Origin of the sequence: Streptomyces sp. Inha503 (assembly GCF_047215865.1) — a bacterium.
GTDB classification, from domain to species: domain Bacteria; phylum Actinomycetota; class Actinomycetes; order Streptomycetales; family Streptomycetaceae; genus Streptomyces; species Streptomyces lycopersici.
This window is the reverse complement of the sequence record NZ_CP178360.1, coordinates 2410295-2434989: the sequence shown is the minus strand read 5'-3', so window position 1 is coordinate 2434989 and position 24695 is coordinate 2410295. Positions and strand designations below refer to the sequence as shown.

Here is a 24695-nt window from a genome sequence, read left to right as displayed (position 1 = left end):
CTTGCGCGTACTGCTGACCGGACACCAGGGCTATCTGGGAACCGTCATGGCCCCGGCCCTCGCCGCCGCCGGGCACGAGGTCGTCGGCCTCGACGCCGGACTCTTCGCCGACTGCGTCCTCGGCCCGGCACCTGCCGACCCTCCCCCAGTCGGCGCTGACGCGCCTGTGGGCGGTGCCCCCGGGCATCGGGTCGACCTGCGCGATGTCACGGCCGAACACGTGGCCGGGGCCGACGCCGTGATCCACCTGGCCGCGCTCTCCAACGACCCGCTGGGATCGCTGGCGCCGGAGCTCACCCACGACATCAACCACCACGCGTCCGTACGGCTGGCCCGGCTCGCCCGCGACGCCGGAGTGCGGCGCTTCCTGTACGCGTCGACCTGCTCGGTCTACGGCGCCGCCGGCGGCGACGACCTGGTGGCCGAGGACGCCCCGCTGCGCCCGGTGACGCCGTACGCGGAGTCCAAGGTGCGGGTGGAGGACGACCTGCACGGCCTGGCCGACGGCGACTTCAGCCCGGTGTTCATGCGCAACGCCACCGCCTTCGGCTACTCGCCCCGGCTGCGCGCCGACATCGTGCTGAACAACCTGGTGGGCCACGCGCTGCTGTCCGGCGAGGTGCTGGTGCTCTCCGACGGCACCCCCTGGCGCCCGCTGGTGCACGCCGTCGACATCGCACGGGCCTTCACGGCCGCGCTGACCGCGCCGCGGGAAGCGGTGCACGACCGGGCGTTCAACATCGGAAGCGAGACCAACAACGTCACGGTCGCCGAGATCGCCGGGCAGGTCGCCGAGGCGGTGTCCGGCTCCAAGGTGGTGATCACCGGGGAGACCGGTGCCGACCCGCGGTCGTACCGGGTGGACTTCTCCCGGTTCCGCGCCGCGATACCCGGCTTCGACTGCGAGTGGACGGTGAAGCAGGGCGCACTCGAACTCGCCGACGCCTACCGGAAACACGGGCTGACCCGGGAGGACTTCGAGCGGCGCTTCACCCGCCTCGCCGTGCTGCGCGCGGCGTCCGACGCCGGCACCGTCGACGAGACCCTGCGGTGGCGCCGGTGACCGCCCCGGGCGATGAGATGTACGCGCTGGTGGAGCGGCTGTACCCGCTGTGCCGGAGCATCACCGGCGACGGTGTGCGCGCCACCCTGGAGATCGTCGGCGAGTACGTCCCGCTGCGGGTGCACGAGGTGCCGACCGGGACCCAGGTGCTCGACTGGACGGTGCCGCGGGAGTGGAACATCCGGGACGCGTACATCGCCGACCCCGACGGCAACCGGGTCGTCGACTTCCAGGCGTCCAGCCTGCACGTGCTGGGCTACAGCGTGCCGGTGTCCGCGACCATGCCGCTGGCCGAGCTGCGCCCGCACCTGCACACCCTGCCGGACCAACCGGCCTGGGTGCCGTACCGCACCAGCTACTACCAGCCGGAATGGGGGTTCTGCCTGGCCCAGGAGACCTTGGACGCGCTGCCGGACGGCGAGTACGAGGTTCGTATCGATTCCACCCTCGCGGACGGCCACCTCACCTACGCCGAGCATGTGATCCCCGGGCAGGTCCCCGACGAGGTGATCGTCTCCTGCCACGTCTGCCACCCGTCGCTGGCCAACGACAACCTGGCCGGTATCGCGGTGGCGACCTTCCTGGCGCGGACGCTGGCGGAGCGGACGCCGTACTACACCTACCGGTTCATCTACGCGCCCGGCACCATCGGGGCGATCACCTGGCTGGCTCGCAACGCGGAGCGGATCGACCGGGTCAAACACGGGCTGGTGCTGGCCTGCGCCGGAGACCGGGGCTCCTTGACGTACAAGCAGAGCAGGCGCGGGGACGCGGAGATCGACCGCGTCATGCGGCATGTGCTCGCCGCCTCCGAACGCCCGCACCGCGTCGCCGAGTTCACCCCGTACGGCTACGACGAGCGGCAGTTCTGCTCGCCCGGGTTCGACCTCGGCGTCGGCTCGCTCACCCGGACCCCGTACGCGGGCTACCCCGAATATCACACCTCGGCGGACAATCTGGACTTCGTCTCCCCGGAGGCGATGGCGGACACCCTCGCAGTCTGCCGCGAGGCGTTCGCCGTCCTCGACCGCAACCGGCGGTACCTCAACCTCAGCCCCTACGGCGAACCACAGCTGGGCCGACGTGGGTTGTACGACTCGCTCGGCGGCCGCAGCGACGCCAAGCAGGCCCAGATGGCCATGCTCTGGGTGCTCAACCTCTCCGACGGCGAGCACAGTCTGCTGGACGTCGCCGAGCGGTCCGGGCTGCCGTTCGACACCGTCGCCGACGCGGCCGGCGCCCTCCACGGCGCCGGGCTGATCAAGGCATGACGCCGATGCCCACCGAGGGGGAGAAGACGACGACACCGGCGCCACCGGCCGGATCCGCCAAGCGGGCCCTCGTCGGCCGGCTGTCCTGGGGCCTTGCCGACCAGGCGGCCTCCAGCGTGTCCAACTTCGCGGTGGGCATCTACGTGGCCCGCTCGCTGGGGGTGACCGCGTTCGGCGTGTTCAGCCTCGCCTGGGTGACCTATGGCGTGGTGCTCAACATCTCCCGCGGGCTGGCCACCGATCCGCTCGTGGTGCGCTTCAGCGGTGTGCCGGACGCGTCCTGGCGCGGGGCGGTGGCCCGGTCGACGGGAACCGCGCTCGGGGTGGGCGCGGCCATCGGCGCGGCGTGTCTGGTGGCCGGGCCGGCCCTCGGCGGGCGTGTGGGGCCCGCGTTCGTCTGCCTCGGCGTCATGCTGCCCGGACTGCTGCTCCAGGACGCCTGGCGGTTCTCGTTCTTCGCCGCCGGCGCCGGGCGGAAGGCGTGTCTCAACGACGTCGTGTGGGGCGTCGCGCTCGTCCCGGCCATGATCGTGGCGGCCCGGGTGGGCAGCGTGGCCGCCTTTGTGCTCGCCTGGGGCGCGTCCGCCACGGTGGCGGCGGGGTACGGCTACCTCCAGTCCGGCATTCGGCCCCGGGTGTCCGGGGCGCGCGGATGGCTTCGCGAGCAGCGCGACCTCGGCTACCGCTACCTGGTCGAGAACACCTGCCTCAGCGGCGCGAGCCAGCTGCGCGCCTATGGGCTCGGCGCGATCGTCGGGGTCGGCGCGGTGGGCGCGGTGCGGGGCGCCGAGCTCCTGCTCGGCCCGTTCCTCGCCGTACTGATGGGCCTTTCGCTGGTCACCGTCCCGGAGGCGGCACGGGTACTGCGGCGGACCCCGCACCGCCTCGGAGCGTTCTGCCTACTGCTGGGTGGCGGGCAGGCGGCGGGCGCGCTGCTCTGGGGCGGGGCGCTGCTGCTGATGCCGGACCGGCTCGGCGAGTTGGCGCTCGGCGGTGTCTGGCACTCCGCCGCGCAGCTCATCGTGCCGGTCACGCTCGGTGTCGCGGGCGCGGGCCTCGGCACCGGCGCGGCGGCCGGGCTGCGCGCGCTCGGCGCCGCCCGGCGCAGCCTGCGCTCCCAGCTGTTCGCCTCCGCCTGCTATGCCGGCGGCGGGCTCGGCGGGGCGGCCGTCGCCGGCACGGTCGGCTCGGCCTGGTGCGTCGCCGCCGCGACCGTCAGCGGCTCGGCCGTGTGGTGGCTGCACCTGCGGTCCGCCCTGCGCGAGCACCACCACGATTCCATCCGCGAAGTGAGGACCTCATGACAGCCCAACCCAGGCTGAGCGTCGGCCTGCCCGTGTACAACGGCGAGGAGTACCTGGCCGAGTCGCTCGACGCCCTGCTCGGCCAGACCTACGAGGACTTCGAGCTGCTCATCTCGGACAACGCCTCGACCGACGGGACCGAGGACATCTGCCGCAAGTACGCCGCGCAGGACGCGCGCGTCCGGTACCTCCGGCTGCCCCGGAACATCGGCGCCACGCCGAACCACAACCGGGTGTTCGCCGAGTGCCGCGGCGAGCTGTTCAAGTGGGCCTCGCACGACGACCTCTACGCCCGCGATCTGCTGCGGGCCTGCGTCCAGGCGCTGGACGAGCGGCCGGACGTGATCCTCGCCCACGCCGACCAGGCGGTCATCGACGGCGACGGCCAGGTGAAGGTCCCGTACGAGTACACGCTCGCCACCGACTCACCGCACCCTCCGGAGCGCTTCCGCAGCATGCTGTTCGAGCCCGGCGGTGACGACTTCTACGGGGTGATCCGGGCCGCCGCGCTGCGCCGGGTGAAGCCGATGGACAGCTACCACCACGCGGACCGCACATTCGTCGCCGAGATCGCCCTGCACGGGCGCTTCCACCAGGTGCCGGAGCTGCTGTACTTCCGCCGCGACCACCCCACCCGCGCCGAGCGGGCCAACCCGAGCAAGCGCTCCCGGTGCGTCAACCTGGACCCGCGCCGGGCGGGCCCGCTGCACCCGACGCCCCGGCTGCTCGCCGAGTACGTCTGGGGCTTCGCCTCGGCGATCCGGCGGGCCCCGCTGTCCGCGGCCGACCGGCGCGCCTGCCACCGCCACCTGGCCGCATGGCTGACCAGCCGGGTCCGGCCGGGCGCCGGTGAGCGGGTCGAGGACCGCGCCCCGGTCGACCCGGCGAAGCTGACCGTCTCCGTCGACGCCCTCGTCGCGGGCCGTGAAGGGAGGCGGGCATGAGGACCGCGACACGCGTGGGGGTGTTCGGCCTGCTCGGCTCCGGCAACCTCGGCAACGACGGCTCGCTCGAGGCCGTGCTCGGATACCTCCGCACCGAGCACCCGGAGGCGGTCGTGGACGCGCTGTGCGGCGGACCCGAGGCCGTCACGGCCCGGTTCGGGATCCCCGCGACGCGGCTGCACTGGAACCGCGGGGAGTACCGGACCGCGTCGCGTGCGGGCTCGATCGCGGCGAAGGGCCTGGGCAAACTCGTCGATGTCTTCCGCACCGCCGCCTGGGTGCGCCGGCACGACGTGGTGATCGTGCCGGGCATGGGCGTCCTGGAGGCCACGCTGCCGCTGCGGCCATGGGGCTTCCCGTACTCGCTGTTCCTGCTCTGCGCGAGTGGCCGGCTGCTGCGCACCCGGGTCGCGCTGGTCAGCGTCGGCGCCGCCGAGATCCGCAACCGGCCGACCCGGGCCCTGGTGCGCTGGTCGGGGCGGCTGGCCGCGTACCGGTCGTACCGGGACGCCCAGTCCCGCGACGCGATGCGGGCGATGGGTGTGGACACCGCGCGCGACGAGGTCTACCCCGACCTCGCGTTCGCGCTGCCCGCACCTTCGGCCGCCGGGTCCTCGGGCACGGTCTGCGTCGGCGTCATGGACTTCCACGGCGGCAACGACGACCGCGCCCGGGCCGACGAGATATACCGGCGCTACCTCGACGGGACGATCCGGTTCGTCCGCGCGCTGGTCGAGGAGGGCAGACCGGTCCGGCTGCTCACCGGTGACGACTGCGACGCGTCGGTGGTCGCCGCCATCCTCGACGCGGTGGACTCAACCCTGGTCACCGCCGCCGAACCGGCCTCACTGGCCGACCTGATGAACGAGATGGCGGCCGCCGACACCGTCGTGGCCGTCCGCTACCACAACCTGATCTGCGCGCTGAAGACCGGAACGCCCGTGCTCGCCCTCTGCTACGCGGCGAAAAGCGACGCGCTCATGGACCGGATGGGCCTCGGCGCGTACTGCCACCCGGCGCGCGCGGTCGACGCCGACCGGCTGCTCGAACAATTCAGGGACCTGGAGAAGCGCTCGGCGGAGCTGCGGCAGACGCTGATCGAGCGGAACCAGGCCGCCGCACAGCAACTCGCCCACCAATTCGCCGCGTTGACCACGACGCTGTTCCCGGCGAACGCCCATGCCCAGGCCCCTCGGGAGGCTCGATGAAAGCGACCGAAGTCCCGGAGATCGCCGGCGCGTACCTGTTCGAGCCGACGCCGTACGCCGACGAGCGCGGCTTCTTCTGCCGCACCTTCGACGCCGATGTGGTCCGCTCGGTGGGCCTCGACCCGTACGCCTTCGTCCAGGACAGCGTGTCCCGCTCGGTCCGGGGCGTGCTGCGCGGCCTGCACCTGCGCTCCGGCGCCGGTGAGGCCAAGCTGGTGCGGTGCTCTTACGGGAGGATCTTCGACGTCGTCGTGGATCTGCGCCCGGCCTCACCGACCTACCGCGCCTGGGCCTCCTTCGAGCTGTCCGGCGAGACCCAGCACACGCTCTACGTCCCGGCCGGGTGCGCGCACGGCTTCCAGGCGCTGACCGAGACCGCCGACACCTCGTACCGGATCGACCGCGAGCATGATCCGGCCGAGGACGTGACGATCGCCTTCGACGACCCGGAGCTCGCCATTCCCTGGCCGCTGCCGGTCACATCGATGTCCCAGCGGGACCGCGAGGCGCCGAGCCTCGCCGAGGTCCTGAAGCACAAGGAAGGGTGAAGTCGGCTTGGACACCGAAGAGTTCCAACTGCCCCGGTCATGGGCGGCGAACGAGCGGCTGCACACCCTGGTCCCCGGGGGCGCCCACACCTACGCCAAGGGCGACGACCAGTACCCCGAGAACCTGGCCCCGGTCATCAGCCACGGCCGTGGCGCCCACGTGTGGGACATCGACGGCAACCGCTACGTCGAGTACGGCTCCGGTCTGCGGTCGGTCAGCCTCGGCCACGCCCATCCACGCGTGGTCGAGGCGGTGCGGCGGGAACTCGACCGCGGCAGCAACTTCGTCCGGCCGTCCATCGTGGAGGTCGAAGCCGCGGAACGCTTCCTGGCCACCGTGCCGACCGCCGAGATGGTGAAGTTCGCGAAGAACGGCTCCGACGCCACCACCGCCGCGGTACGCCTGGCCCGCGCCGCCACCGGGCGCCCGCGGGTGGCCATCTGCGCCGACCATCCGTTCTTCTCCATCGACGACTGGTTCATCGGCACCACGCCGATGAACGCCGGTATTCCGGCGGCGACCAGCGAGCTCACCGTGGCTTTCCCTTACGGCGACCTGGCCGCCACGGAGGAACTGCTCACCCGGTACCAGGACGAGGTCGCCTGTCTGATCCTCGAACCCGCCGCCGTCGCCGAGCCGCCGCCCGGCTATCTCGCCGGTCTGCGCGAACTGGCCGACCGGCACGGCTGTGTTCTGATCTTCGACGAGATGATCACCGGCTTCCGCTGGTCCGAGGCGGGTGCCCAGGGCCTGTACGGAGTCGTCCCCGACCTCTCCACGTTCGGCAAGGCGCTGGGCAACGGATTCGCCGTCTCGGCGCTGGCCGGGCGCCGCGATCTGATGGAGCTGGGGGGCTTGCGCCACTCCGGCGACCGGGTGTTCCTGCTGTCCACCACCCACGGTGCGGAAACGCACTCGCTGGCCGCCGCGATGGCCGTGCAAACCACCTACGTGGAGGAGGGCACCACCGCCCAACTGCACCTCCTCGGCGAGCGATTGGCCGCTGGGGTCCACGAGGCGGCGGCCGCCATGGGCGTCGGCGACCACATCGTCGTCCGGGGCCGGGCCAGCAACCTGGTCTTCGCCACCCTCGACGAGAACGGGCAGCCGTCGCAGCGGTACCGCACCCTGTTTCTGCGCCGACTCCTCGCGGGCGGGGTGCTGGCCCCGTCGTTCGTGGTGAGCAGCGCGCTCAGCGACGCCGACATCGATCACACCGTCGACGTGGTGGCCCAGGCGTGTGCGGTGTACCGGAAGGCGCTGGACGCCGCCGACCCCACCCCCTGGCTGGCCGGAAGACCGGTGAAGCCCGTATTCCGCCGCTTGGCGTGACGTGACGTGACGTGGCGTCAGCGATGCTCCCGCTGACGGGCGTCGGCCGTCCGGTCGGCCGTCCGGTCGGCCGTCCGATCGACCAGCCGGTCGGCCATCCGATCGACCAGCCACGCGGTCGCCGGAATCACCGCCAGCGCGGTGCACCAGCCGCCGAGGACATCGGTCGGATAGTGCGCGCCCAGGGCGACCTGCGCCCATCCCATCGCCGCACCGCCCACGAGCGCCGCGGCGAGCACCAGTGATGTGCCGGCCGTCCTGCCGAGGCCGAACCGGCCGGTCGCGAGCAGCGCCACGACGAGGGCGAGTGCGGTGAAGAAGGCGGTGTGCCCGCTCGGATAGGACAGGTTGCCGTCGCCGTGGATGGTGCGTCCCACCAGATGCTTGAGCAGCGTCGCCGTCCCCACCGCCATGGCGGCCCCGGCGACGACGAGCACCGCCGCGCGAGGACGCCGAAGCAGCAGGCAGCCGGTCACGGCGACCACGATCAGCGTCGCCGCTCCGGCGGGTTCCCCCAGGAAGTCCATGGCCAGGGCGACGCGTCTCCAGGGAGGCCGCACACTGTCCGCCGTCGGCTCGATGATCCACCTGTCCACCCCGCCGGGCTCGCCGTGACCCGCGTACAGGACCCCGAGCACACCGACCACCAGCGCGGCGAGGGCCGCGATCGGCCCGAGCCGCGCGCGCAGCGACCGGGGCAGCACCGCGGGCGCCGGCCGACCGGTCATAGGCCCACCGCACCCGGTCGACCCGGGGTAGTGACCTTCTTGTCCGCCGTGGGCGGTGTCAGGCGATCCAACGCGAGCCCCCCGTCGTATCCGACCCACCCTCCAGCGACCAGCCTGGCCATCGCCCTGGTCAAGGGCCCAGGCTCAGCGTCTAGTTGTCATCCTACTCCCTGAGCCGATCGCGTCGGCCTGGCGCGGTCATCGCCATCACAAGAGCAGCCCGGCCCGCAGGTCGTCCGCGATGCCGGCCGTGTCCGTGAGTCCGAAGGCCACGCGCTGGAGCAGGAATCCGTGCAGCAGCCCCATCACCACGCGGGCTCCGCGGTCCGGGTCCACGGCGGCGGGCACCGTGCCCGCGGCTCGGCCGCGGCGCAGCGCGTCGGCGATCCTGGCTCGGACCCTCTCGAAGCCCTCCGCGGCCGGGCCACGCACCTCGTCATTGCGCAGCACCTCCGACCACGTCTGCACCACGCAGCGCAGCAGCTCGTCGACCGCGACCGTGTGCCCCGCCGCGTCCCGCACCGTCTCGCCGCTGATCGTGTCGAGCGCGGCGGCCACCAGTTCCGCGACGGTCGGGGCGTCGGTGCCGTCGGCCAGCCGCTCCACCGGTTCGAAGATCAGCCGGAACGCGTCGCCCGCGATAGCGAGGACGATCTCCTCCTTGCTCGTGAAGTAGCGGTAGGGCGCGCCGGCCGAGACGCCCGCCTCCGCGGCGATGTCCGGCATCGAGCTCTGGTGGAACCCGTCGCGGGAGAAGCAGCGGCGGGCCGCCGCGACGATCTCGGCGCGCCTGGCCTCGCGGCGCTCGGCTGTGATGCGCGGCATGACGGCCCCTTTCATCGTGAATGGACGTTCACCTTGACGGCTCGGCCGCTCCGGGACCACCATAAAAGTGAAAGGTCATTTACGGAAGCGAGCCTCCCCACGAACCCCCGGAGAAGAGATCCACTGATGGGCACGGAGCTGAGCATCGGCGTATACACCTACGAGCACACCGAGGCACTGTTTGACGGCCGGGTCGCGGTCGACGGGGTGGACGCGGTGTTCGAGACGGCACCCCTCGTATCGGACATCTTCCATCGCGCCATCGAGGGGCACTATGACCTCGCCGAGTTCGGTCTCACCTACTTCCTGCGCACCTTCGACCTCGACGATGCGCCGTTCCTGGCGCTGCCGATCCTGCCCAACCGCAACTTCCGCCACTCGGCGATCTTCGTGAACACCGCAAGCGGGATCGAGGAGCCGCAGGATCTCGTCGGCAGGACCGTCGGCGAGTTCATGCTCTACGGCCACGACGCCGGGATCTGGCCGAAGGGCATCCTGGCTGACGAGTACGGCGTGACCCCCGACCAGTGCCGCTGGGTCATCGGAGGCACCAACGACCCCGTCCCCGCCTGCGACTGGATCCCGCAGCCCGTCCCGGACGGCGTCGACGTGCGCCACGCGGAGGACGGCCAGACCCTGGGTGCCATGCTCGAATCCGGCGAGATCGACGCACTGATCTCCATCGACGTGCCGCAGGCGGTGCTGGACGGCTCACCGAAGGTCGCCCGCCTCTTCCCCGACTACGAGGCCGTCGAGCGCGACTACTACCGCCGCACCGGGATCTTCCCCCCGATGCACATCGTCGCGATCCGCAGGGAACTGGTGCGGCGGCGGGGCCTCGCACGGGCCGTCTACGACGCCTTCACGGAGGCCAAGGAGCTCGCCGAGCGGAAGTACCTCGTCGACGCCGCCAAGCAGCACATGGGCGTCATCACGCCGTGGTTCAGCGCGCTGTTCGAGGAGAACCGCCGGCTGCTCGGCGACGACTGGTGGCCCTACGGGATCGGCGCGAACCGCAAGGCCATCGACACCTTCTTGCGCTACCACCACGAGCAGGGGCTGTCGAAGCACCGGCTGACGTGCGAGGACATCTTCGTGCCGGAACTCCTCGACACCTGAGCACGAGCTGACGGTAGGTCAACCCGCCGTCGGTGGCGCATGATGGAGGCGCCCGTCCCATCAGAAGCGAGGTGTCGCGTCCCGATGAAGCGCAAAACCAGAATCCTCCTGGTGGGCCTGGCTTCCGTGGGCGCCGTCACCGCCGCGGGCATGGCGCACAACCGTCGGCCCGATCGCCGGGAACTCCTCCACGCCACGGTCTTCAGCGAGCCCGGCTACCGGGGCCGCAACCAGACGCTGACCTGGAACGGCGGCAAGCACGAGGTCGTCCCGCTCAACCGGGTACAGCTGCCGCGCATCGGCTCGATCACGCTGGACCGGCTCGTGTACCGCTTCAAGCCCGATGTCCGGCTACCGAATATGCGCTTCCTGTGGCACGCCCTCACCGAGCGCCCGGACAGCACGGACCCTGAGAGCGGTGTGGCCGGCTTCATCGCCATGCACGAGCTCGCCGGCATGTTCTCGATGGGTTGGTGGGAGCCGGTCCGCGAGTCCGACGCGCGGTCGGGGGTGCGGCTCTGGGCCGGGCGCCCGGGCTCTCCCCGGCCCGCGCACGACGAGGCGGCCGCTCCCGGAGCCCACCCCTGGCGCGACGTCCTGGCCAACACGTCCGACCTCGGCCCCTGGAGCACCCGCGCCCGCTACCTCGAACTCGGCTACCACGGCGGAAGCGGCCACCGCGGCTGACCGGCCCGCCTGAACGACCTCCGACCGCGCGACCGCTCAGCCGCTCAGCGAGGAGGACTCCGCCTCGCGGGCCTTCGTGTAGCGGTTTTCCGGCACCGGCAGGCCCAGGTTGCCGCGGAGGGTGGTGGCCTCGTACTCGGTGCGGACGATGCCGCGTTCCTGGAGGATCGGAACGACCTCCTCGCGGAAGCGCCGCCACTGGTCGGGGTGGCTGATGGGGTAGTTGAAGCCATCGAGGGCGCGGCCCTCGAACCACTCCTGAAGCCGGGTGGCCACCGTTTCCGGCGATCCCGCGAACGGGGTCGGGCGCGGGCTCGAGATGAACTCCACGGTCTGGCGGAGCGTCCAGCCCTTTTCCTTCGCCTTGTTGGCGATCTTCTCGGCGTTGGTACGGAAGCCGCGCTGCGCATGGGCGAGGGCCTGTTGCGGGAACGGGGCGTCCAGGTCGTACTGGCGGAAGTCGTGCCAGCCGAATGGGCGGCCGAGTCCCGCCAGGGCTTGATCGAAGTCCCGGTCCTTGGTGTGGATCTCGCGCTCGATCTCCCTGGCCTGGTCGTCCGTGTCGCCGACGAATACCGAGGTACCGGGCATGACGACGATGTGCCGCGGGTCGCGGCCCTTCTTCGCCGCCCGAGTCTTGATGTCGTTGTAGAACGCCTGGCCCGCCTCGATGGACGAAGCGTTGGTGAAGATGGCCTCGCCGATCGTGGCGCCGAGGTCACGGCCCTGCTCGGAGTCGCCTGCCTGGAAGATGACGGGCTGGCCCTGCGGGGAGCGGGAGACGTTCAGCGGGCCGACGACCTGGAAGTGCTCGCCCTTGTGGTTCAGGGCGTGCTGCCTGGCCCGGTCGAGGAAGGTGCGCGTGGCGCGGTCGCGCGGGAACGCGTCCTGCTCGTAGGAGTCCCACAGGCCCTGGGCGACCTGGACGAACTCCAGGCCCCTGGCGTAGCGGGTGTCGTAGTCGTAGTGCTCGTCGCGGGAGAAATTGCCCGCGGCGCCCGCGTCGCCGGTGGTGACCACGTTCCAGCCGGACCGGCCACCGGAGATGAGCTCCAGGGAGGCGAAGCCGCGGGCGGTGTTGAACGGTTCGTTGTAGGAGGTGGTCACGGTGGCGACCAGACCCAGGTGGCTGGTGCTGACCGCCAGGGCCGACAGCAGGGTCAGCGGCTCAAGACGGTTGAGGTAGTGCGGCGCTGAGTCGGCGGTGATGAACAGACCGTCGACGATGAAGACCAGGTCGAACTTGGCCTCCTCGGCCAGGCGGGCCTGCTCGACGTACCAGTCGATGCTGACGCTGGCATCGACCGGAAGGTCCTCGTCGAGCCAGAGGTAGGGCTGGCCGGGGCCGCCTGCGCCCATCGTGATCGCGCCCAGCTTGAGCTGCCGCTTCTGGTCGCTCATGCCACCACTCCCGCGCTCCCCGCCAGGGGCTCGCCCCTCAGGGCGTGGGTGACCGACTGGTCCCTGGTGCTGATCACGCCGATTAACTCGACAGGCATGCGGTTGGTTCCCTCCTGGTACCGCCGGCTTCTTCCCGTGACTGCTGCTTGCCTGGCTTGCGTTGAGACGATCAGCTTAGCGGTCGCACGTATTGGCGTATTGGCGGCGTCATCCGGCGGGTTTGATACGGAGGACGGCGGCGGTGCCGTGGATCTTGACGACCTTCAGGCTCATGGCGTCGTTGATGGTCGCGGCGGGTCCCTCGCCACAGTTCAGTCCGACGCCGCCGCCACCCTCCGATGACACGCCGCCGCCACCGGAACAGCCCGAAACGCTGAAGCCCGAACCCGTCACCTGCGCGACCATCTCGACCTCGTCGGCAGTGATCGCCCTCACCTTGATCGGCCCGAGGCCGTACTTCGCCGGCACGGTCACGACGTCCCCCGCGGCGACCTCGATCTCGCACGTCCCGTCGGCGCACGGCCCGGTCGGCGAGGGCGACGGCTTGGCCGACTCCGTGGGAGTCGGCGTGGAATCGGACGCCGATGACCCGGAGTTGGACCCGCCGGACCGGCCCTTCGCATGGGGCCCGTCCGAAGAATCCGAGGAACACGACGTGAGGGCGGCGAACACGACAGCGACAGCGACGGCGAAGACGGCGGTGGATGACGTTCTATGCATCATGGCCCCATGGGACCCCGCCCCGGCCGGGACCCCTCCCGCCGGGTCAGGCCCGCCGACCGCGCGGCGCCGGTGTGCGGCGTGAGGTGCGTGGGAGTCGTGAAGAGTTCGCGCGCGATTCTCGGGATCCGGTTACGGGGGCGGAAGACTTGGAGGGCTCACCCGGCGCTCCGAACAGGTCGGGCGCCGACCCAAGCGAGGGGAGAAGCAGTCAGCGATGTTCACTCTCTTACGGAGCAGAGTACGGAGGACCGCGTTCGCGCTCTCGGCGGTCGCGGCCCTCGCCTTCGCCGGGACCGCCACGACCGGTGCGGCGGCGGCCCCCGCTCCCGCTCCCGCGAAACAGGGGCCGACCTCGGTGGCGTACGTCGAGGTGAACAACAACAGCATGCGCAACGTCGGCAAGTACACCCTCGCCAACGGCGGCGGCAACGTCTTCGACGTCGCCGTGATCTTCGCGGCGAACATCAACTACGACACGGGTACCAAGACGGCGTATCTGCACTTCAACGAGAACGTGCAGCGCGTCCTCGACAACGCCGCCACGGAGATACGGCCGTTGCAGCAGAAGGGCATCAAGGTCGTCCTCTCGGTGCTCGGCAACCACCAGGGCGCGGGCTTCGCCAACTTCCCTTCCCAGCAAGCGACTTCGGCGTTCGCGAAGAAGCTGTCGGACACCGTGGCCGAGTACGGCCTCGACGGCATCGACTTCGACGACGAGTACGCGGAGTACGGCAACAACGGCACGGGCCAGCCCAACGACAGCTCGTTCGTGCACCTGGTGACGGCACTGCGCGCGAACATGCCGGGCAAGATCATCAGCCTCTACAACATCGGCCCGGCCGCGTCGCGCCTCTCCTACGGCGGCATCGACATCTCGTCCAAGTTCGACTACGCCTGGAACCCGTACTACGGCAGCTGGCAGGTTCCCCGCATAGCACTGCCCAAGTCGAAGCTGTCACCTGCGGCCGTCGAGATCGGCCGGACCTCGCAGGGCACGGCCGCCGACCTCGCCCGCCGCACCGTCAGCGAGGGGTACGGGGTCTATCTGACGTACAACCTCGACGGCGCCAATCGCAGCGCCGATGTCTCCGCGTTCACCAGGGAGCTGTACGGCAGTGACGCCGTCTACACGCCGTAAGGCCCGATAGATGACGGTGCCTGACCGGGCTGTCCCAGGTCAGGCACTGTAGGGCACTGAGTACCCTCGGCCAAGGCGCTGAGTGCCATGCGGGGGGCTAGTCGTCCTCCAAAGTCTTCTCGATCTTCTGCACCACGCGCCATATGGGAGTGCTCCGTGGCGCCACCATGACGATCACATCGTCCTCCGGCGCGGGCGCGGTGCCGCTCTCCGCGGATTCGCCGACGCTGCCCCATGTCTGCCGGACGAAGGTCAGCGACTGATCCACCGCCTTCGCGGCATCGCCCCGCCCCCCACCTCGCAGCCAGGTCCGCAGTCCGTTGTTGTGCGCGGCGACGACGGCCGCGGCCTGCACTTCGGCCCGAAGCGCTCCAGCATGATCCCCTGAGTACCGTTGCCGCAGGTAGTGGGCCAGGGTCCGCTCGTAGCGGTGCACCACGGACAGCTCATAGCCGCGAAGGCTGGGCACTTCGCGGGTGAGCCGGTAGCGCTGCACGGAGAACTCGGGGTTCGCGGCATACATCCGCATGACGAGACGGGCCGCGTCACAGATCACGTCGAGCGGTTCGCCGTCAGTGCTCGTGGTGAGGAAGGCGCTCACCTCGGCCAGGCAGCGCTCATGTTCGGGGAAGACGACGTCTTCCTTGGACGGGAAGTAGCGGAAGAACGACCGGCGTCCCACTCCGGCCCGCGCCACGATGTCGTCCACCGTGGTCCGCTCGAAACCGTGCACCAGGAAGAGCTGGAACGCGGCCTCGATGAGCGCCTCGCGCATGGGCGCCTTGTCGGACGGCTCGGGCCCGCCGACCGCCGCGGTGGCCCTGCCCTCGTCGCGTACGTCCGTCATGGAGGGAACCTAGCATCAGCACCAGCAGTGATTGACACTGAGTACCTTTACGCAGGGCACTGAGTGCCATACCCTCGTACGGGTGCTCCGCTGCGGCAACGCAGACATTCGAGAACGGTGAGGAGAGCCGGCGTGAGCTTGAGGATCGTTGTCTGTGTGAAGTATGTGCCCGACGCCACCGGCGACCGGCACTTCGCCGAGGATCTGACCGTTGATCGTGAGGATGTGGACGGTCTGCTCTCGGAGCTGGACGAGTACGCGGTCGAGCAGGCCCTCCAGATCGCCGACGAGGCGGATGACGCGGAGATCACGGTGCTGACCGTGGGTCCGGAGGATGCGAAGGACGCGTTGCGCAAGGCGCTGTCGATGGGTGCGGACAAGGCCGTGCATGTCGAGGACGACGATCTGCACGGCACCGACGCGCTGGGTACCTCGCTGGTGCTGGCCAAGGCGGTCGAGAAGACCGGCTTCGACCTGGTGATCTGCGGGATGGCCTCCACCGACGGCACCATGGGCGTGCTCCCGGCGATGCTGGCGGAGCGCCTCGGCGTGCCGCAGGTGTCGCTGCTGTCGGAGGTGTCGGTCGGGGACGGCACGGTGAAGGGGCGCCGGGACGGGGATACCGCGACCGAGCGGTTGGAGGCGTCGCTTCCGGCGGTGGTGTCGGTGACCGACCAGTCCGGTGAGGCCCGGTATCCGTCGTTCAAGGGGATCATGGCGGCGAAGAAGAAGCCGGTGACGTCCTGGGACCTGGAGGACCTGGAGATCGAATCGGACGAGGTCGGTCTCGAGGGTGCCTGGACGGCCGTGGAGGGTGCCACTGAGCGTCCGGCCCGTACGGCGGGCACGATCGTCAAGGACGAGGGTGAGGGCGGCAGGCAGCTCGCTGCCTTTCTCGCGGAGCGCAAATTCATCTGAAGCCGCCTGGCGGGTCAGAAGTTCATCTGAGCCGCGCCGTCCCTATCGTCCAGATCTTTCGCATGTCGCAGGAGAGCGATTCCCATGGCTGAAGTCCTTGTCTTTGTCGATCACGTGGACGGTGCCGTCCGCAAGCCCACGCTGGAGCTGTTGACGCTGGCCCGCCGCATTGGCGAGCCTGTCGCGGTCTCTCTCGGTGCCGGTGCCGCGGATACGGCGTCCACTTTGGCGGAGTACGGTGCGGTGCGGGTGCTGGCCGCGGACGCGCCGGAGTTCGCCGACTATCTCGTGGTGCCGAAGGTGGACGCGGTTCAGGCGGCGTATGAGGCCGTGTCGCCGTCCGCTGTGTTGTTCCCGTCCTCCGCGGAGGGTAAGGAGATCGCGGCCCGGCTGGCGGTCCGTATCGGTTCGGGCATCATCACCGACGCGGTGGACCTGGAGGCTGGGGAGGAGGGTCCGGTGGCGACGCAGTCGGTGTTCGCCGCCGCTTTCACCACCAAGTCCCGGGTCAGCAAGGGTACGCCGGTCATCACCGTCAAGCCCAACTCGGCCGCGCCGGAGGCCGCCCCGGCCGCGGGTGCGGTCGAGGCGCTTGAGGTGTCTTTCTCCGACAACGCCGCCGGTACGAAGGTGGTGGCGCGTACGCCGCGTGAGTCGACGGGGCGTCCGGATCTGACCGAGGCCGCGATCGTGGTTTCCGGTGGCCGTGGTGTGGGTGGTGCGGAGAACTTCCCCGTGGTCGAGGCGCTGGCCGATTCCCTGGGCGCGGCGGTTGGCGCCTCGCGTGCGGCGGTGGACGCGGGCTGGTATCCGCATACCAATCAGGTGGGTCAGACGGGTAAGACCGTCTCGCCGCAGTTGTACGTCGCGGCGGGTATCTCGGGTGCGATTCAGCACCGGGCCGGTATGCAGACCTCGAAGACGATTGTGGCGGTCAACAAGGATGCCGAGGCTCCGATCTTCGATCTGGTCGATTACGGCGTGGTCGGTGACCTGTTCGAGGTCGTCCCGCAGCTGACCGAGGAGGTCAAGTCCCGCAAGGGCTGACGTCGGATCAATCGGCTGTGCTTTGGGGTCGGGGTGGCGGCTTCCGGCCCCAGCGCGTCGAACCACCGCTGAGGAAGCCTCCGCCTGGGGGCCGATCAACGAAGTGGTCGACGACACCGCGCTCAGTGATCGAGCACAGAGAGGCCGGGAAGAAGCCCATGTGATCGCCGAGGCGGTCAAGACGGCGGACGCCGCCATGGCCATCGATTCCTTCCTCCGCCACTGAGCGGTACGGCGTTCCGCGGGACCAACGTCTCGGGCGCCAGGCGCCGGGTGCGCCAACCAGTGATCGCTCAAGCGCTTGGCGTGTATGGCGGGTGCTAGCGTGAAGCGGACTCGGCCGGTCCGTCCGGCGAATCCGTGTCCTGACGGGGGACTTTTCACCATGCACCAGCTTCCTCGCGTGGCCGCTTTCGGCGCGCTCGCCGCCTGCGCCCTCCTTGCTCTCTCGGCCTGCTCCGGCGGTGGGTCGGACGACGCGTCGTCCGCCGCCGGGAAGGACGAGAAGAAGGGCACGAGCAGCAGCGGCTCGCCGGGTTCGAAGAGCGCGTCGTCGCCGTCCGCCGCGGCGAGCGGGTCGACCGGCGGATCCAATGCCGCCCAGGCCGTCACGTCCAAGGCCGAGGTCAGTATCAAGTCGTGCCAGCTGCGCGACGCGGCCAAGTTGTTCGCGGTCGTCCAGCTCGACAACGCCAATGGCGCGGCGGACTACGCCTACACCGTCAAGGTCCGTTTCCTGAACTCCGCACACCCCGATCAGGCGGTCTACGCCACCCTCGCCAATCAGCCCGTCCAAGCCGGGGCCATGAAGAGCGCGCTCGCGTCCGCCGCGTGGAAGGGCGACTCCGCAACGATGCCGAAGACGTGCGAGGTCGCCAAGGCGACCAAGGTGAAGACGGCCGGCTGACCCCGGCCGCCACCGCGTGCGGTGAGGGGCGGGGACTTTCGACTTGTTGAGGACAAAGGAGTGATGCTACGCAAGTCCCCGAGCCTTCGCGGCCACCGCCGTAGACCACGAAGAACCGGCCTGCTCCTCGCGGGCCTTCTCGCCGGCGCCCTCGCGACACCGGCCGCCGAAGCGGACGAAAGACCCTTCGGAGATCTGCCGCCCCAGGAACCTGGCGTCACCCTCCGCGTCTTCGACATCCAGTCCCCGCTGAGCAAGCTCTGCGACCTCAAACCGGCCCAGACCCCCAACGTCGACAAGCTGATCCCCAACGTCGACTGGTCCTCCACCGAGGGTTTCGGTTTCACCGACAACTTCGTGTCGCAGATCACCGGCAACATCGACGTCCCCTACACATTCCGCCTGATCAGCGACGACGGCTCCCGACTGCTCATCGGCGACAAGAAGGTCGTCGACCATGACGGACTGCACGGTGCCGAGCCCAAGGACGGCGAGATCGCCCCTCGCGCCCGGTTACCACCCCCTGCGCATCGACCACTTCGACCGCGGCGGCGAGCAGCAGGTCACCCTCCAGTGGAAGCCGCCGGGCGCCGACGACTTCTCCCTCGTCCCGAACTCCGTGCTCAGCACCGACGCCGGCGTCGTCCGGGTCACCGCCCCGGGCCGCAAGGAGTGCGAGGGCAGCTATGACACCCCCGGCGACGGACTCCCGCTGACCTCGGTCAACCCGGGCTACACCCTCACCGATCTGCGCCCCGAGGGCTTCGCATGTCACGGGTGACACCGGGCCGGAGAAGGTCACATACAAGAAGATCGCCGGCGGCCTGAAGGAGCCGATGGGGATCAAGTACGTCGACGGAAAGCTCTATGTCTCGGAGAAGCACCAGCTCACCGAGTTGTCCGACATCGAGGGCGACAACACCGCGGACGAGATCCGCAAGGTCGCCGACTGGCCGTACGGAGAGAACTTCCACGAGTTCGCCTTCGGACTGCTCTATGAGAAGGGGAACTTCTATCTGAACCTCTCCGTGGCCATCAACTACGGCGGTGCGACAACCGATCCGCAGCCTGCCGCGAACCACGGCACCACCATCAAGGTGAACAAGCGGACCGGGAAGGTGAGTTACCTGGCCGGTGGCCTCCGGACCCCGAACGGGATCGGGCGGGGACCCCAGGGCGATCTCTTCGTCACCGACAATCAGGGCGGCTGGCTGCCCGCCTCCAAGCTGCTCCACGTCAAGCAGGACCGCTTCTTCAACCACTACACCAACCCGGACGGCCCATTCGACGACCGCCCGGTCACCAAGCCCGCGCTCTGGCTGCCGCAGAACGAGATAGCCAACTCGCCCAGTACGCCGATGCTGTTGAAGAAGGGACCCTTCGCCGGGCAGATGCTCTTCGGCGACGTCACCTACGGCGGACACCCAGGGCCTGGAGGCCGGCATCACCCGAATCAGCACCGGACCGGACGGTGCGATCTACGCCGATGGCCTCGGCGCCGATGGAAACTGGGGACAGGAAGGAAAACTCCGCTTCGGCCTTCAGAAACTCACGCCGAACGGCAAGACCGCCTTCGACATCAAGACCATGCGCGCCACCCGCGACGGCTTCGAACTCACCTATACCAAGCCCTTGTCGACGGAGACCGCCGCCAAGCTGTCGAACGGCGCCTACTCCGCCGAGCAGTGGCGCTACGTCCCCACCCCGGCGTACGGCGGCCCCAAGGTCGACCAAGAGACCCTCCCCGTCGCGGCCGCCCGGCTGTCCGCCGACCGTCGCACGGTCCGGCTCACCATCCCCGGCCTCAAGACCGACCGGGTGGTGCACATACGCTCACCGCGCCCCTTCGCCTCGGACGCCGGTGAGCAACTCTGGTCCACCGAGGCCTGGTACACGCTGAACGCACGCCCCGGCCCCGAGCAGCCCATCACCTCGTACGACGCGGAATCGGCACGCCTGACCGGCGGAGCCGACATCGACACCGAGCACACCGGCTACACCGGTGGCGGCGCCCCTCGCGGCCGATTCGGCGTTGCCGGCGCCGGTCGGGCGTCACCCTCGACTGGCCGGGCGGCGGCACGCTGCCCGTCACGGACGGTTCCGGTTCCGCGATGAAGGTCGGCCCGATCGGGGGCATCGGGCAGGGCGGCTGACCCGCGGCTTGGTAATACCCGAGACAGGCCCACGATCTCTGATCGTGGGCCTGACCGCTATGTCTCGCGGGCTACGGGAAGGGCGGGTAGGGGAGCGGCTCGCCGCAGGCGTCAAGATCCGGCGGGCACTCCCTAGTCCCGCATGACCTCGGGTTCGTGCCGGCGCAGCAGGCGGGCCACCGCGAAGCCGCAGAGCAGTCCGATCGCCAGGAGCACACCGAGGTCGATACCCCACTGGGTGACGGTGTGGGCCCACAGCGGGTCGAGGTCGTCCGGCTTGTCGAGATTCCAGGGCGGCATGGTGTGCGCGAGGTCGAGCGTGGTCCCGGCGCCGGCGACCGCCCAGCGGGCGGGCATCAGCCAGCCGATCTGTTCGATGCCCGGAGAGTCGAACAGCTTGAAGAGGACCCCGGTGAAGACGACCTGGACGACGGCGAACATCACGAGCAGCGGCATGGTCTTCTCCGGGGTCCTCACCAGCGCGGAGATGACCAGACCGAACAGCATGGTGGTGAAGCCCAGCGCGCTGACGACCACGCAGACCTCGACGGCCGTGGGCATGAGCAGCCCCTGGTCCGGCAGTTGACGGACGGAGAAGCCGATCGCGCAGATGACGACACCCTGCATCGCGGTGATCAGACCGAGGACGATCACCTTCGACATCAGATACGCGGATCGGGACAGACCCGTGGCTCTCTCCCGTTCGTAGATCACCCGTTCCTTGATCAATTCACGTACGGAGTTGGCCGCGCCGGTGAAGCACATGCCGACGATCAGCACCAGCAGAATGGTTCCGGACTCCTGGTTGTAGCGGAAACCGCTGTCGGGCGGTGGCGGGGCGAGTCCGTATTTCGCCGGGATCAGACAGCTCACTCCGCCCAGCACGGCCGGGAGCAGCAGCATCAGCGCCATGAAGCCCCTGTCGGAGGCGATGACCGACACATAGCGGCGCATCAGCGTCCACAACTGGCCGATCCAGCCCTGTGGTTTGGGCTGTAGGGCTCGGGCGCGCGGCTGCGGGGCAGGGGCGCCGGGCTGCTGTGGTGGTACGGCCGAGTCGATCTCCGCGATGCACCGGTGGTACTGCCGGGAAGCCCGCCAGCGCCCGCCCCAGTCGTCGTCGTGATGGTCCTCGAAGGCGGAGAAGACATCGGCCCAGCTGTCGTGACCGAAGAAGTCCAGGGCCTCGTCCGGGGGACCGAAGTACGCCGCGGAGCCACCGGGCGCCATGACCAACACCCGGTCACACATGGACAGTTCGGCGACCGAGTGCGTCACCACCAGCACGGTGCGGCCGTCGTCGGCGAGCTCCCGCAGCAACTTCATGACAGAACGGTCCAGGCCCGGGTCCAGACCGGAGGTGGGCTCGTCGAGGAAGAGCAGGGAGGGCTTGGTCAGCAGTTCCAGGGCGACGGACACCCGTTTGCGCTGACCGCCGGAGAGGGAGGCCACCTTCTTGGTCCGGTGCACGTCGAGCTTGAGCTCCTGGAGCACCTCGTCGATTCGGGCCTTGCGCTCGGCCGCCTTGGTGTCGCCAGGAAAGCGGAGCTTGGCGGCGTACTTCAGAGCGGTGTCGACGGTCAGCTCCTTGTGCAGGATGTCATCCTGCGGGACGAGTCCGATACGGCGGCGCAACTCGGCGAACTGGGCGTAGAGATCGCGGTGGTCGTAGAGCACCTGACCACGGTCGGCGGGCCGGTAGCCGGTGAGTGCGCGCAGAAGGGTGGACTTCCCGGAGCCCGACGGCCCGATCACCGCGACGAGCGACTTCTCGGGGACACCGAAGGAGACGTCGTCCAGGATGGTCTTGCCGTGTCCGACGGTCACCGTCAGGTTGCGGGCGGTGAAGGAGACCTCACCGGTGTCGACGAACTCCTCCAGCCGGTCTCCGGCGAGACGGAAGGTGGAGTGGCCGACACCGACGATGTCGTACGGGCCGATGACCTGGCGGTGCACGGGCTGCCCGTTGACATAGGTGCCGTTGTGACTGCCGAGGTCGACGATTTCGAAACGGCCACCGGGCAGGGGTCGGAACTCCGCGTGGTGGCGGGAGACATACGGGCCCTCCACCACCAGTTCGTTCTCCGGCGCGCGACCGATGCGCAGCCGTTGTCCCAGGTCGAGCCGGTGGACGCCCGAGGGATCCCGGTCGATGGAAAGGGCCGCGGCGGCTCCACGGGGACCGGCTGTGGGCCCTTCGGGCCGATGGGCGTCCCGGGCGCCACCCGCGGCTCCGGGAGTCCCGGGAACCGCGGCACGGGTGGGGTCGGACGCTGCGGGGTGGGGGAGGGGCCGGAACAGGTCGTCGCCATGGGCCGCCGCCCCCGTCGGGGCTCCCGGAGCCTCCCCCGCCCGGGGACCGGGCACCACCGGGGGTGTGGCGGCGGCCGCCGCCGATGTGCCCCGATCGTTGGCAGCCGGGGCCGGGGCCGGGGCCGGGGCCGGGGTGGGGGTCTGGGCCTGGGGACGGGCCTCGCCCTGGGGCAGCCCGGCGCGTATCCGAGCGTCAGCACGCACCTGAGCGTCAGCACGCGCCTGACCGTCGCCCGCCGCCGGGGTTCCGGTGAAGTCCAGCCGCATGCCGGTGGACACGTTCCCCAGCCGGACGATCGAACCGTGGCCGATCTCGATCCGCTGGATACGACGCCCCTCGGCGAACGTGCCGTTCGCGCTGCCGAGATCTTCGACGACCCACGTCCCGCCGTCACAGCGGATCACGAGGTGCCGCCGGGAGACCCGGCGGTCGATGCACGGGACGTCGGCCCCCAGGTCGCGCCCGATGGTGTAACTCCGGGACGCGTCCAGGGTCCAGGTGCGTCCATTGGCATGCAGCACAAGTTCCGGCACGTCTGCCGCCACCGGTCCATACGAGGCCGACGATTCCCCGGTAGCCGAGCTGTGCGCTTCCGGATGAACGCGACGGGCTGCGCGCGGACGATCGGTGCGTTCGTCGGCGATGCGGTCGAAGTGTTCGTCAGGCATCACAGCGGTGTGTCCTCGTGGAGTCGGCGTCGGGTTGGAGTCGGGGGCGGTCAGCCGATGCGCGGCCCGGACCGGGGCACGTCGGCGCGTACGGACATGGCCGATATGGAAGAGGGCCCGGGACATGCGGAGGTTGCGCGTCAGGGCGCGGAGCCTCGACGGCGTGAACGCCCTGAACGGGTGCCCACTCCGGCCATATCGTTCAAACTGCTCCGCTCCCGGCAGGAGATCCTGGCGCTGTGGACCGAGGGCCCGCTCACTTCGCCGAACTCATCACCCATGCCGTGCTCGTCGGGGTTGGGGGGACACCAGGCCGTGGCATTGCACGAGCCCAGCTGACGAGAGGTCGTCTTCTCCCGTTCGCGTCAGGCATAGGGAGTGAAATGCGCTGGGGTGTGATCGATGGGCAGGTCGGGGCGCCAGGCGGTGAGGATTTGGGCGCTGCATACGAACAGGCCGTCAGGCAGTCGGTCCAGGGGGTACCAAGCCCAGTCACCGACGCTCTCGTCCGGCTGGGTGACCGGTTGGCCCCGCCAGGCGCCGACGATGGCGCCGACGGTGACCCGCACGATGTCCCCGACGTGGTCGACCAGCGTGCCCAGCAGGGTGACGTCGTCGGGGCGGGCGATCAGCCCGGTTTCCTCGGCGAGTTCACGGACCACGGTCGCCTCGAGGGATTCCCCGGCCTCTACGGTGCCTCCGGGTAGTTCGAGGGTGCCGCGACGGTGGCGGCCGAGGAGTACGCCCTGGTCGCTGAGGACGATGGCGCCGACACCGATGGCGGCGTGCGGCGCGGGCGGCCGGGTGGAGCGCGGTCGGCTGGAGACGCGTACGGGGCCGTGCGGGAGGCGTCGGGCGCGGATGAGCTGCTGCACCACGGGGTTGTTCCCGTCGGAGGCGCGCAGGAGGTCGACGGCCTCGACTCGGAAGCCGTGCTCGGTGAGCAGGTCCTCCCACAGCCGCGGTGCCAAGACCCACATCCGGGTGGGCAGCGGTGGATCGTCACGGAGCCTGAGCGTCTGCTCGCGTGGCGCCACTGTCATCGACGGACCCCGGCCGTGCAGGTCGGTATGGAGGAGCGAGAGGACCAACGGCGCGCCGGGGCGCAGCCCGTCCCGCAGCGCGGGCAGGGAGCGGCGCGGATCGGTGAAGGCGAGACTCCCGATGGCGTACGCGGCGTCGAAGGGCTGGGCGGTGCGGAGGTAGTCGACCACATCGCCGTGCACGAATTGGATGCCGGGAGTCCCTGCATGGGTATCGATGGCTCGTTGGTGCTGGGTCAAGGACCGCTCGACCGCGGTGACCTGCGCATCGTGCGCTCGGGCCAGGTGCACGGCGTGGTGGCCCGGGCCGGAGCCGATGTCCAGGACGCGTTTGCCGGTGACGTCACCGAGGATCTCCGCACCGGGACCGACCCCCTCCCACGGAGTCCACTCCAGCCGTGCGGGGACAGGTGGCATGTACCCACGGTTCAGCTGACGTTGGCCGTAAACGGTCCAGGCTTCGGCGTTGAGGTCCTCAACGGACACGAGAACTCCCGAGAGCAGAG

Annotated in this window: 21 protein-coding genes and 2 pseudogenes; 16 read left to right on the top strand and 7 right to left on the bottom strand. The window is 70.0% G+C overall.

Annotated elements, in window-relative coordinates:
* Window position 1: 1 nt before the first annotated feature.
* Genes ACJX2R_RS10060 through ACJX2R_RS10030 form a run of 7 tightly spaced genes read left to right on the top strand, consistent with a single transcriptional unit; the run spans window position 2 to window position 7671 of the window.
* A complete protein-coding gene (locus ACJX2R_RS10060) occupies window positions 2-1063 on the top strand; it encodes an NAD-dependent epimerase/dehydratase family protein (RefSeq protein WP_413099772.1) in 1062 nt (353 codons plus the stop codon).
* A complete protein-coding gene (locus ACJX2R_RS10055; protein ID WP_413099771.1) occupies window positions 1051-2334 on the top strand; it encodes a DUF4910 domain-containing protein in 1284 nt (427 codons plus the stop codon). The genes ACJX2R_RS10060 and ACJX2R_RS10055 overlap by 13 nt, the downstream gene beginning before the upstream one ends.
* The gene (locus ACJX2R_RS10050; RefSeq protein ID WP_413099770.1) at window positions 2331-3638 is read left to right on the top strand and encodes a hypothetical protein; all 1308 of its coding nucleotides are present in this window, start codon (window positions 2331-2333) and stop codon (window positions 3636-3638) included. The genes ACJX2R_RS10055 and ACJX2R_RS10050 overlap by 4 nt, the downstream gene beginning before the upstream one ends.
* Entirely contained in the window at window positions 3635-4582 is a 948-nt protein-coding gene (locus ACJX2R_RS10045; RefSeq protein ID WP_413099769.1) for a glycosyltransferase family 2 protein, read from the top strand. The genes ACJX2R_RS10050 and ACJX2R_RS10045 overlap by 4 nt, the downstream gene beginning before the upstream one ends.
* Window positions 4579-5790 carry a polysaccharide pyruvyl transferase family protein gene (locus ACJX2R_RS10040; RefSeq protein WP_413099768.1) on the top strand — a complete coding sequence of 404 codons (1212 nt, stop codon included), beginning with the start codon at window positions 4579-4581 and terminating at the stop codon, window positions 5788-5790. Before ACJX2R_RS10045 ends, ACJX2R_RS10040 begins: the two co-directional genes overlap by 4 nt.
* Window positions 5787-6338, top strand: a complete 552-nt coding sequence (rfbC, locus tag ACJX2R_RS10035) for a dTDP-4-dehydrorhamnose 3,5-epimerase (protein ID WP_413099767.1) — start codon at window positions 5787-5789, stop codon at window positions 6336-6338. Before ACJX2R_RS10040 ends, rfbC begins: the two co-directional genes overlap by 4 nt.
* A gap of 7 nt (window positions 6339-6345) precedes the next feature.
* Window positions 6346-7671, top strand: coding sequence for a glutamate-1-semialdehyde 2,1-aminomutase (locus ACJX2R_RS10030; protein ID WP_413099766.1), 1326 nt, complete (start codon window positions 6346-6348; stop codon window positions 7669-7671).
* Between the two features lie 17 nt (window positions 7672-7688).
* Here ACJX2R_RS10030 and ACJX2R_RS10025 read toward each other — a convergent pair whose 3' ends face one another.
* Together ACJX2R_RS10025 and ACJX2R_RS10020 are read right to left on the bottom strand one after the other, a co-directional pair.
* On the bottom strand, window positions 7689-8399 hold the full coding sequence (locus ACJX2R_RS10025; protein ID WP_413099765.1) for a phosphatase PAP2 family protein: 711 nt from the start codon (window positions 8397-8399) through the stop codon (window positions 7689-7691).
* A 207-nt stretch (window positions 8400-8606) separates the two neighbouring features.
* Window positions 8607-9224 carry a TetR/AcrR family transcriptional regulator gene (locus tag ACJX2R_RS10020; RefSeq protein ID WP_262705730.1) on the bottom strand — a complete coding sequence of 206 codons (618 nt, stop codon included), beginning with the start codon at window positions 9222-9224 and terminating at the stop codon, window positions 8607-8609.
* A gap of 126 nt (window positions 9225-9350) precedes the next feature.
* On the opposite strand from ACJX2R_RS10020, the gene ACJX2R_RS10015 reads away from it, so the two are divergent.
* The gene (locus ACJX2R_RS10015; protein ID WP_413099764.1) at window positions 9351-10343 is read left to right on the top strand and encodes a 4,5-dihydroxyphthalate decarboxylase; all 993 of its coding nucleotides are present in this window, start codon (window positions 9351-9353) and stop codon (window positions 10341-10343) included.
* 84 nt (window positions 10344-10427) lie between these two features.
* Window positions 10428-11030, top strand: a complete 603-nt coding sequence (locus tag ACJX2R_RS10010; protein WP_413099763.1) for a hypothetical protein — start codon at window positions 10428-10430, stop codon at window positions 11028-11030.
* Window positions 11031-11066: 36 nt separating this feature from the next.
* Here the strand turns inward: ACJX2R_RS10010 and ACJX2R_RS10005 are convergent, their stop codons facing one another.
* Window positions 11067-12431: an LLM class flavin-dependent oxidoreductase gene (locus ACJX2R_RS10005; protein ID WP_413099762.1), complete on the bottom strand. Its 1365-nt coding sequence runs from the start codon at window positions 12429-12431 to the stop codon at window positions 11067-11069.
* Between the two features lie 207 nt (window positions 12432-12638).
* Window positions 12639-12905, bottom strand: a complete 267-nt coding sequence (locus tag ACJX2R_RS10000; RefSeq protein ID WP_262705726.1) for a hypothetical protein — start codon at window positions 12903-12905, stop codon at window positions 12639-12641.
* A gap of 463 nt (window positions 12906-13368) precedes the next feature.
* Between ACJX2R_RS10000 and ACJX2R_RS09995 the strand changes: the two genes are divergently transcribed.
* Complete coding sequence (locus ACJX2R_RS09995) at window positions 13369-14292, top strand: endo-beta-N-acetylglucosaminidase H (RefSeq protein WP_413099761.1); 924 nt, start codon at window positions 13369-13371, stop codon at window positions 14290-14292.
* Between the two features lie 97 nt (window positions 14293-14389).
* Here the strand turns inward: ACJX2R_RS09995 and ACJX2R_RS09990 are convergent, their stop codons facing one another.
* Complete coding sequence (locus ACJX2R_RS09990; RefSeq protein ID WP_413099760.1) at window positions 14390-15139, bottom strand: TetR/AcrR family transcriptional regulator; 750 nt, start codon at window positions 15137-15139, stop codon at window positions 14390-14392.
* Between the two features lie 132 nt (window positions 15140-15271).
* On the opposite strand from ACJX2R_RS09990, the gene ACJX2R_RS09985 reads away from it, so the two are divergent.
* The 6 genes and pseudogenes from ACJX2R_RS09985 to ACJX2R_RS09960 all read left to right on the top strand — a co-directional run.
* A complete protein-coding gene (locus ACJX2R_RS09985; RefSeq protein ID WP_413099481.1) occupies window positions 15272-16057 on the top strand; it encodes an electron transfer flavoprotein subunit beta/FixA family protein in 786 nt (261 codons plus the stop codon).
* 84 nt (window positions 16058-16141) lie between these two features.
* On the top strand, window positions 16142-17104 hold the full coding sequence (locus tag ACJX2R_RS09980; RefSeq protein WP_413099480.1) for an electron transfer flavoprotein subunit alpha/FixB family protein: 963 nt from the start codon (window positions 16142-16144) through the stop codon (window positions 17102-17104).
* Window positions 17105-17207: 103 nt separating this feature from the next.
* Entirely contained in the window at window positions 17208-17330 is a 123-nt protein-coding gene (locus ACJX2R_RS09975; protein WP_413099759.1) for a hypothetical protein, read from the top strand.
* Window positions 17331-17507: 177 nt separating this feature from the next.
* Window positions 17508-18011 (top strand): hypothetical protein, encoded by a 504-nt coding sequence (locus ACJX2R_RS09970; RefSeq protein WP_413099758.1) that lies wholly within the window; start codon window positions 17508-17510, stop codon window positions 18009-18011.
* Window positions 18012-18074: 63 nt separating this feature from the next.
* Window positions 18075-20054: pseudogene (locus ACJX2R_RS09965) on the top strand (PA14 domain-containing protein); the annotation flags it as partial.
* Between the two features lie 8 nt (window positions 20055-20062).
* A pseudogene (locus ACJX2R_RS09960) lies at window positions 20063-20164 on the top strand (DUF4232 domain-containing protein); the annotation flags it as partial.
* A 132-nt stretch (window positions 20165-20296) separates the two neighbouring features.
* Here the strand turns inward: ACJX2R_RS09960 and ACJX2R_RS09955 are convergent.
* Window positions 20297-23011 (bottom strand): FHA domain-containing protein, encoded by a 2715-nt coding sequence (locus ACJX2R_RS09955; protein WP_413099757.1) that lies wholly within the window; start codon window positions 23009-23011, stop codon window positions 20297-20299.
* Window positions 23012-23511: 500 nt separating this feature from the next.
* On the bottom strand, window positions 23512-24606 hold the full coding sequence (locus tag ACJX2R_RS09950) for a bifunctional class I SAM-dependent methyltransferase/NUDIX hydrolase (protein WP_413099756.1): 1095 nt from the start codon (window positions 24604-24606) through the stop codon (window positions 23512-23514).
* Between the last annotated feature and the right edge of the window lie 89 nt (window positions 24607-24695).

Bases quoted from the DNA above. Each gene is read 5' to 3' on its own strand.
- ACJX2R_RS10050 (WP_413099770.1), top strand. From the start codon at position 2,331: ATGACGCCGATGCCCACCGAGGGGGAGAAGACGACGACACCGGCGCCA.
- ACJX2R_RS10045 (WP_413099769.1), top strand. From the start codon at position 3,635: ATGACAGCCCAACCCAGGCTGAGCGTCGGCCTGCCCGTGTACAACGGC.
- ACJX2R_RS10040 (WP_413099768.1), top strand. From the start codon at position 4,579: ATGAGGACCGCGACACGCGTGGGGGTGTTCGGCCTGCTCGGCTCCGGC.
- rfbC (WP_413099767.1), top strand. From the start codon at position 5,787: ATGAAAGCGACCGAAGTCCCGGAGATCGCCGGCGCGTACCTGTTCGAG.
- ACJX2R_RS10025 (WP_413099765.1), bottom strand. From the start codon at position 8,399: ATGACCGGTCGGCCGGCGCCCGCGGTGCTGCCCCGGTCGCTGCGCGCG.
- ACJX2R_RS10020 (WP_262705730.1), bottom strand. From the start codon at position 9,224: ATGCCGCGCATCACAGCCGAGCGCCGCGAGGCCAGGCGCGCCGAGATC.
- ACJX2R_RS10015 (WP_413099764.1), top strand. From the start codon at position 9,351: ATGGGCACGGAGCTGAGCATCGGCGTATACACCTACGAGCACACCGAG.
- ACJX2R_RS10010 (WP_413099763.1), top strand. From the start codon at position 10,428: ATGAAGCGCAAAACCAGAATCCTCCTGGTGGGCCTGGCTTCCGTGGGC.
- ACJX2R_RS10005 (WP_413099762.1), bottom strand. From the start codon at position 12,431: ATGAGCGACCAGAAGCGGCAGCTCAAGCTGGGCGCGATCACGATGGGC.
- ACJX2R_RS09995 (WP_413099761.1), top strand. From the start codon at position 13,369: ATGTTCACTCTCTTACGGAGCAGAGTACGGAGGACCGCGTTCGCGCTC.
- ACJX2R_RS09990 (WP_413099760.1), bottom strand. From the start codon at position 15,139: ATGACGGACGTACGCGACGAGGGCAGGGCCACCGCGGCGGTCGGCGGG.
- ACJX2R_RS09980 (WP_413099480.1), top strand. From the start codon at position 16,142: ATGGCTGAAGTCCTTGTCTTTGTCGATCACGTGGACGGTGCCGTCCGC.
- ACJX2R_RS09950 (WP_413099756.1), bottom strand. From the start codon at position 24,606: ATGCCACCTGTCCCCGCACGGCTGGAGTGGACTCCGTGGGAGGGGGTC.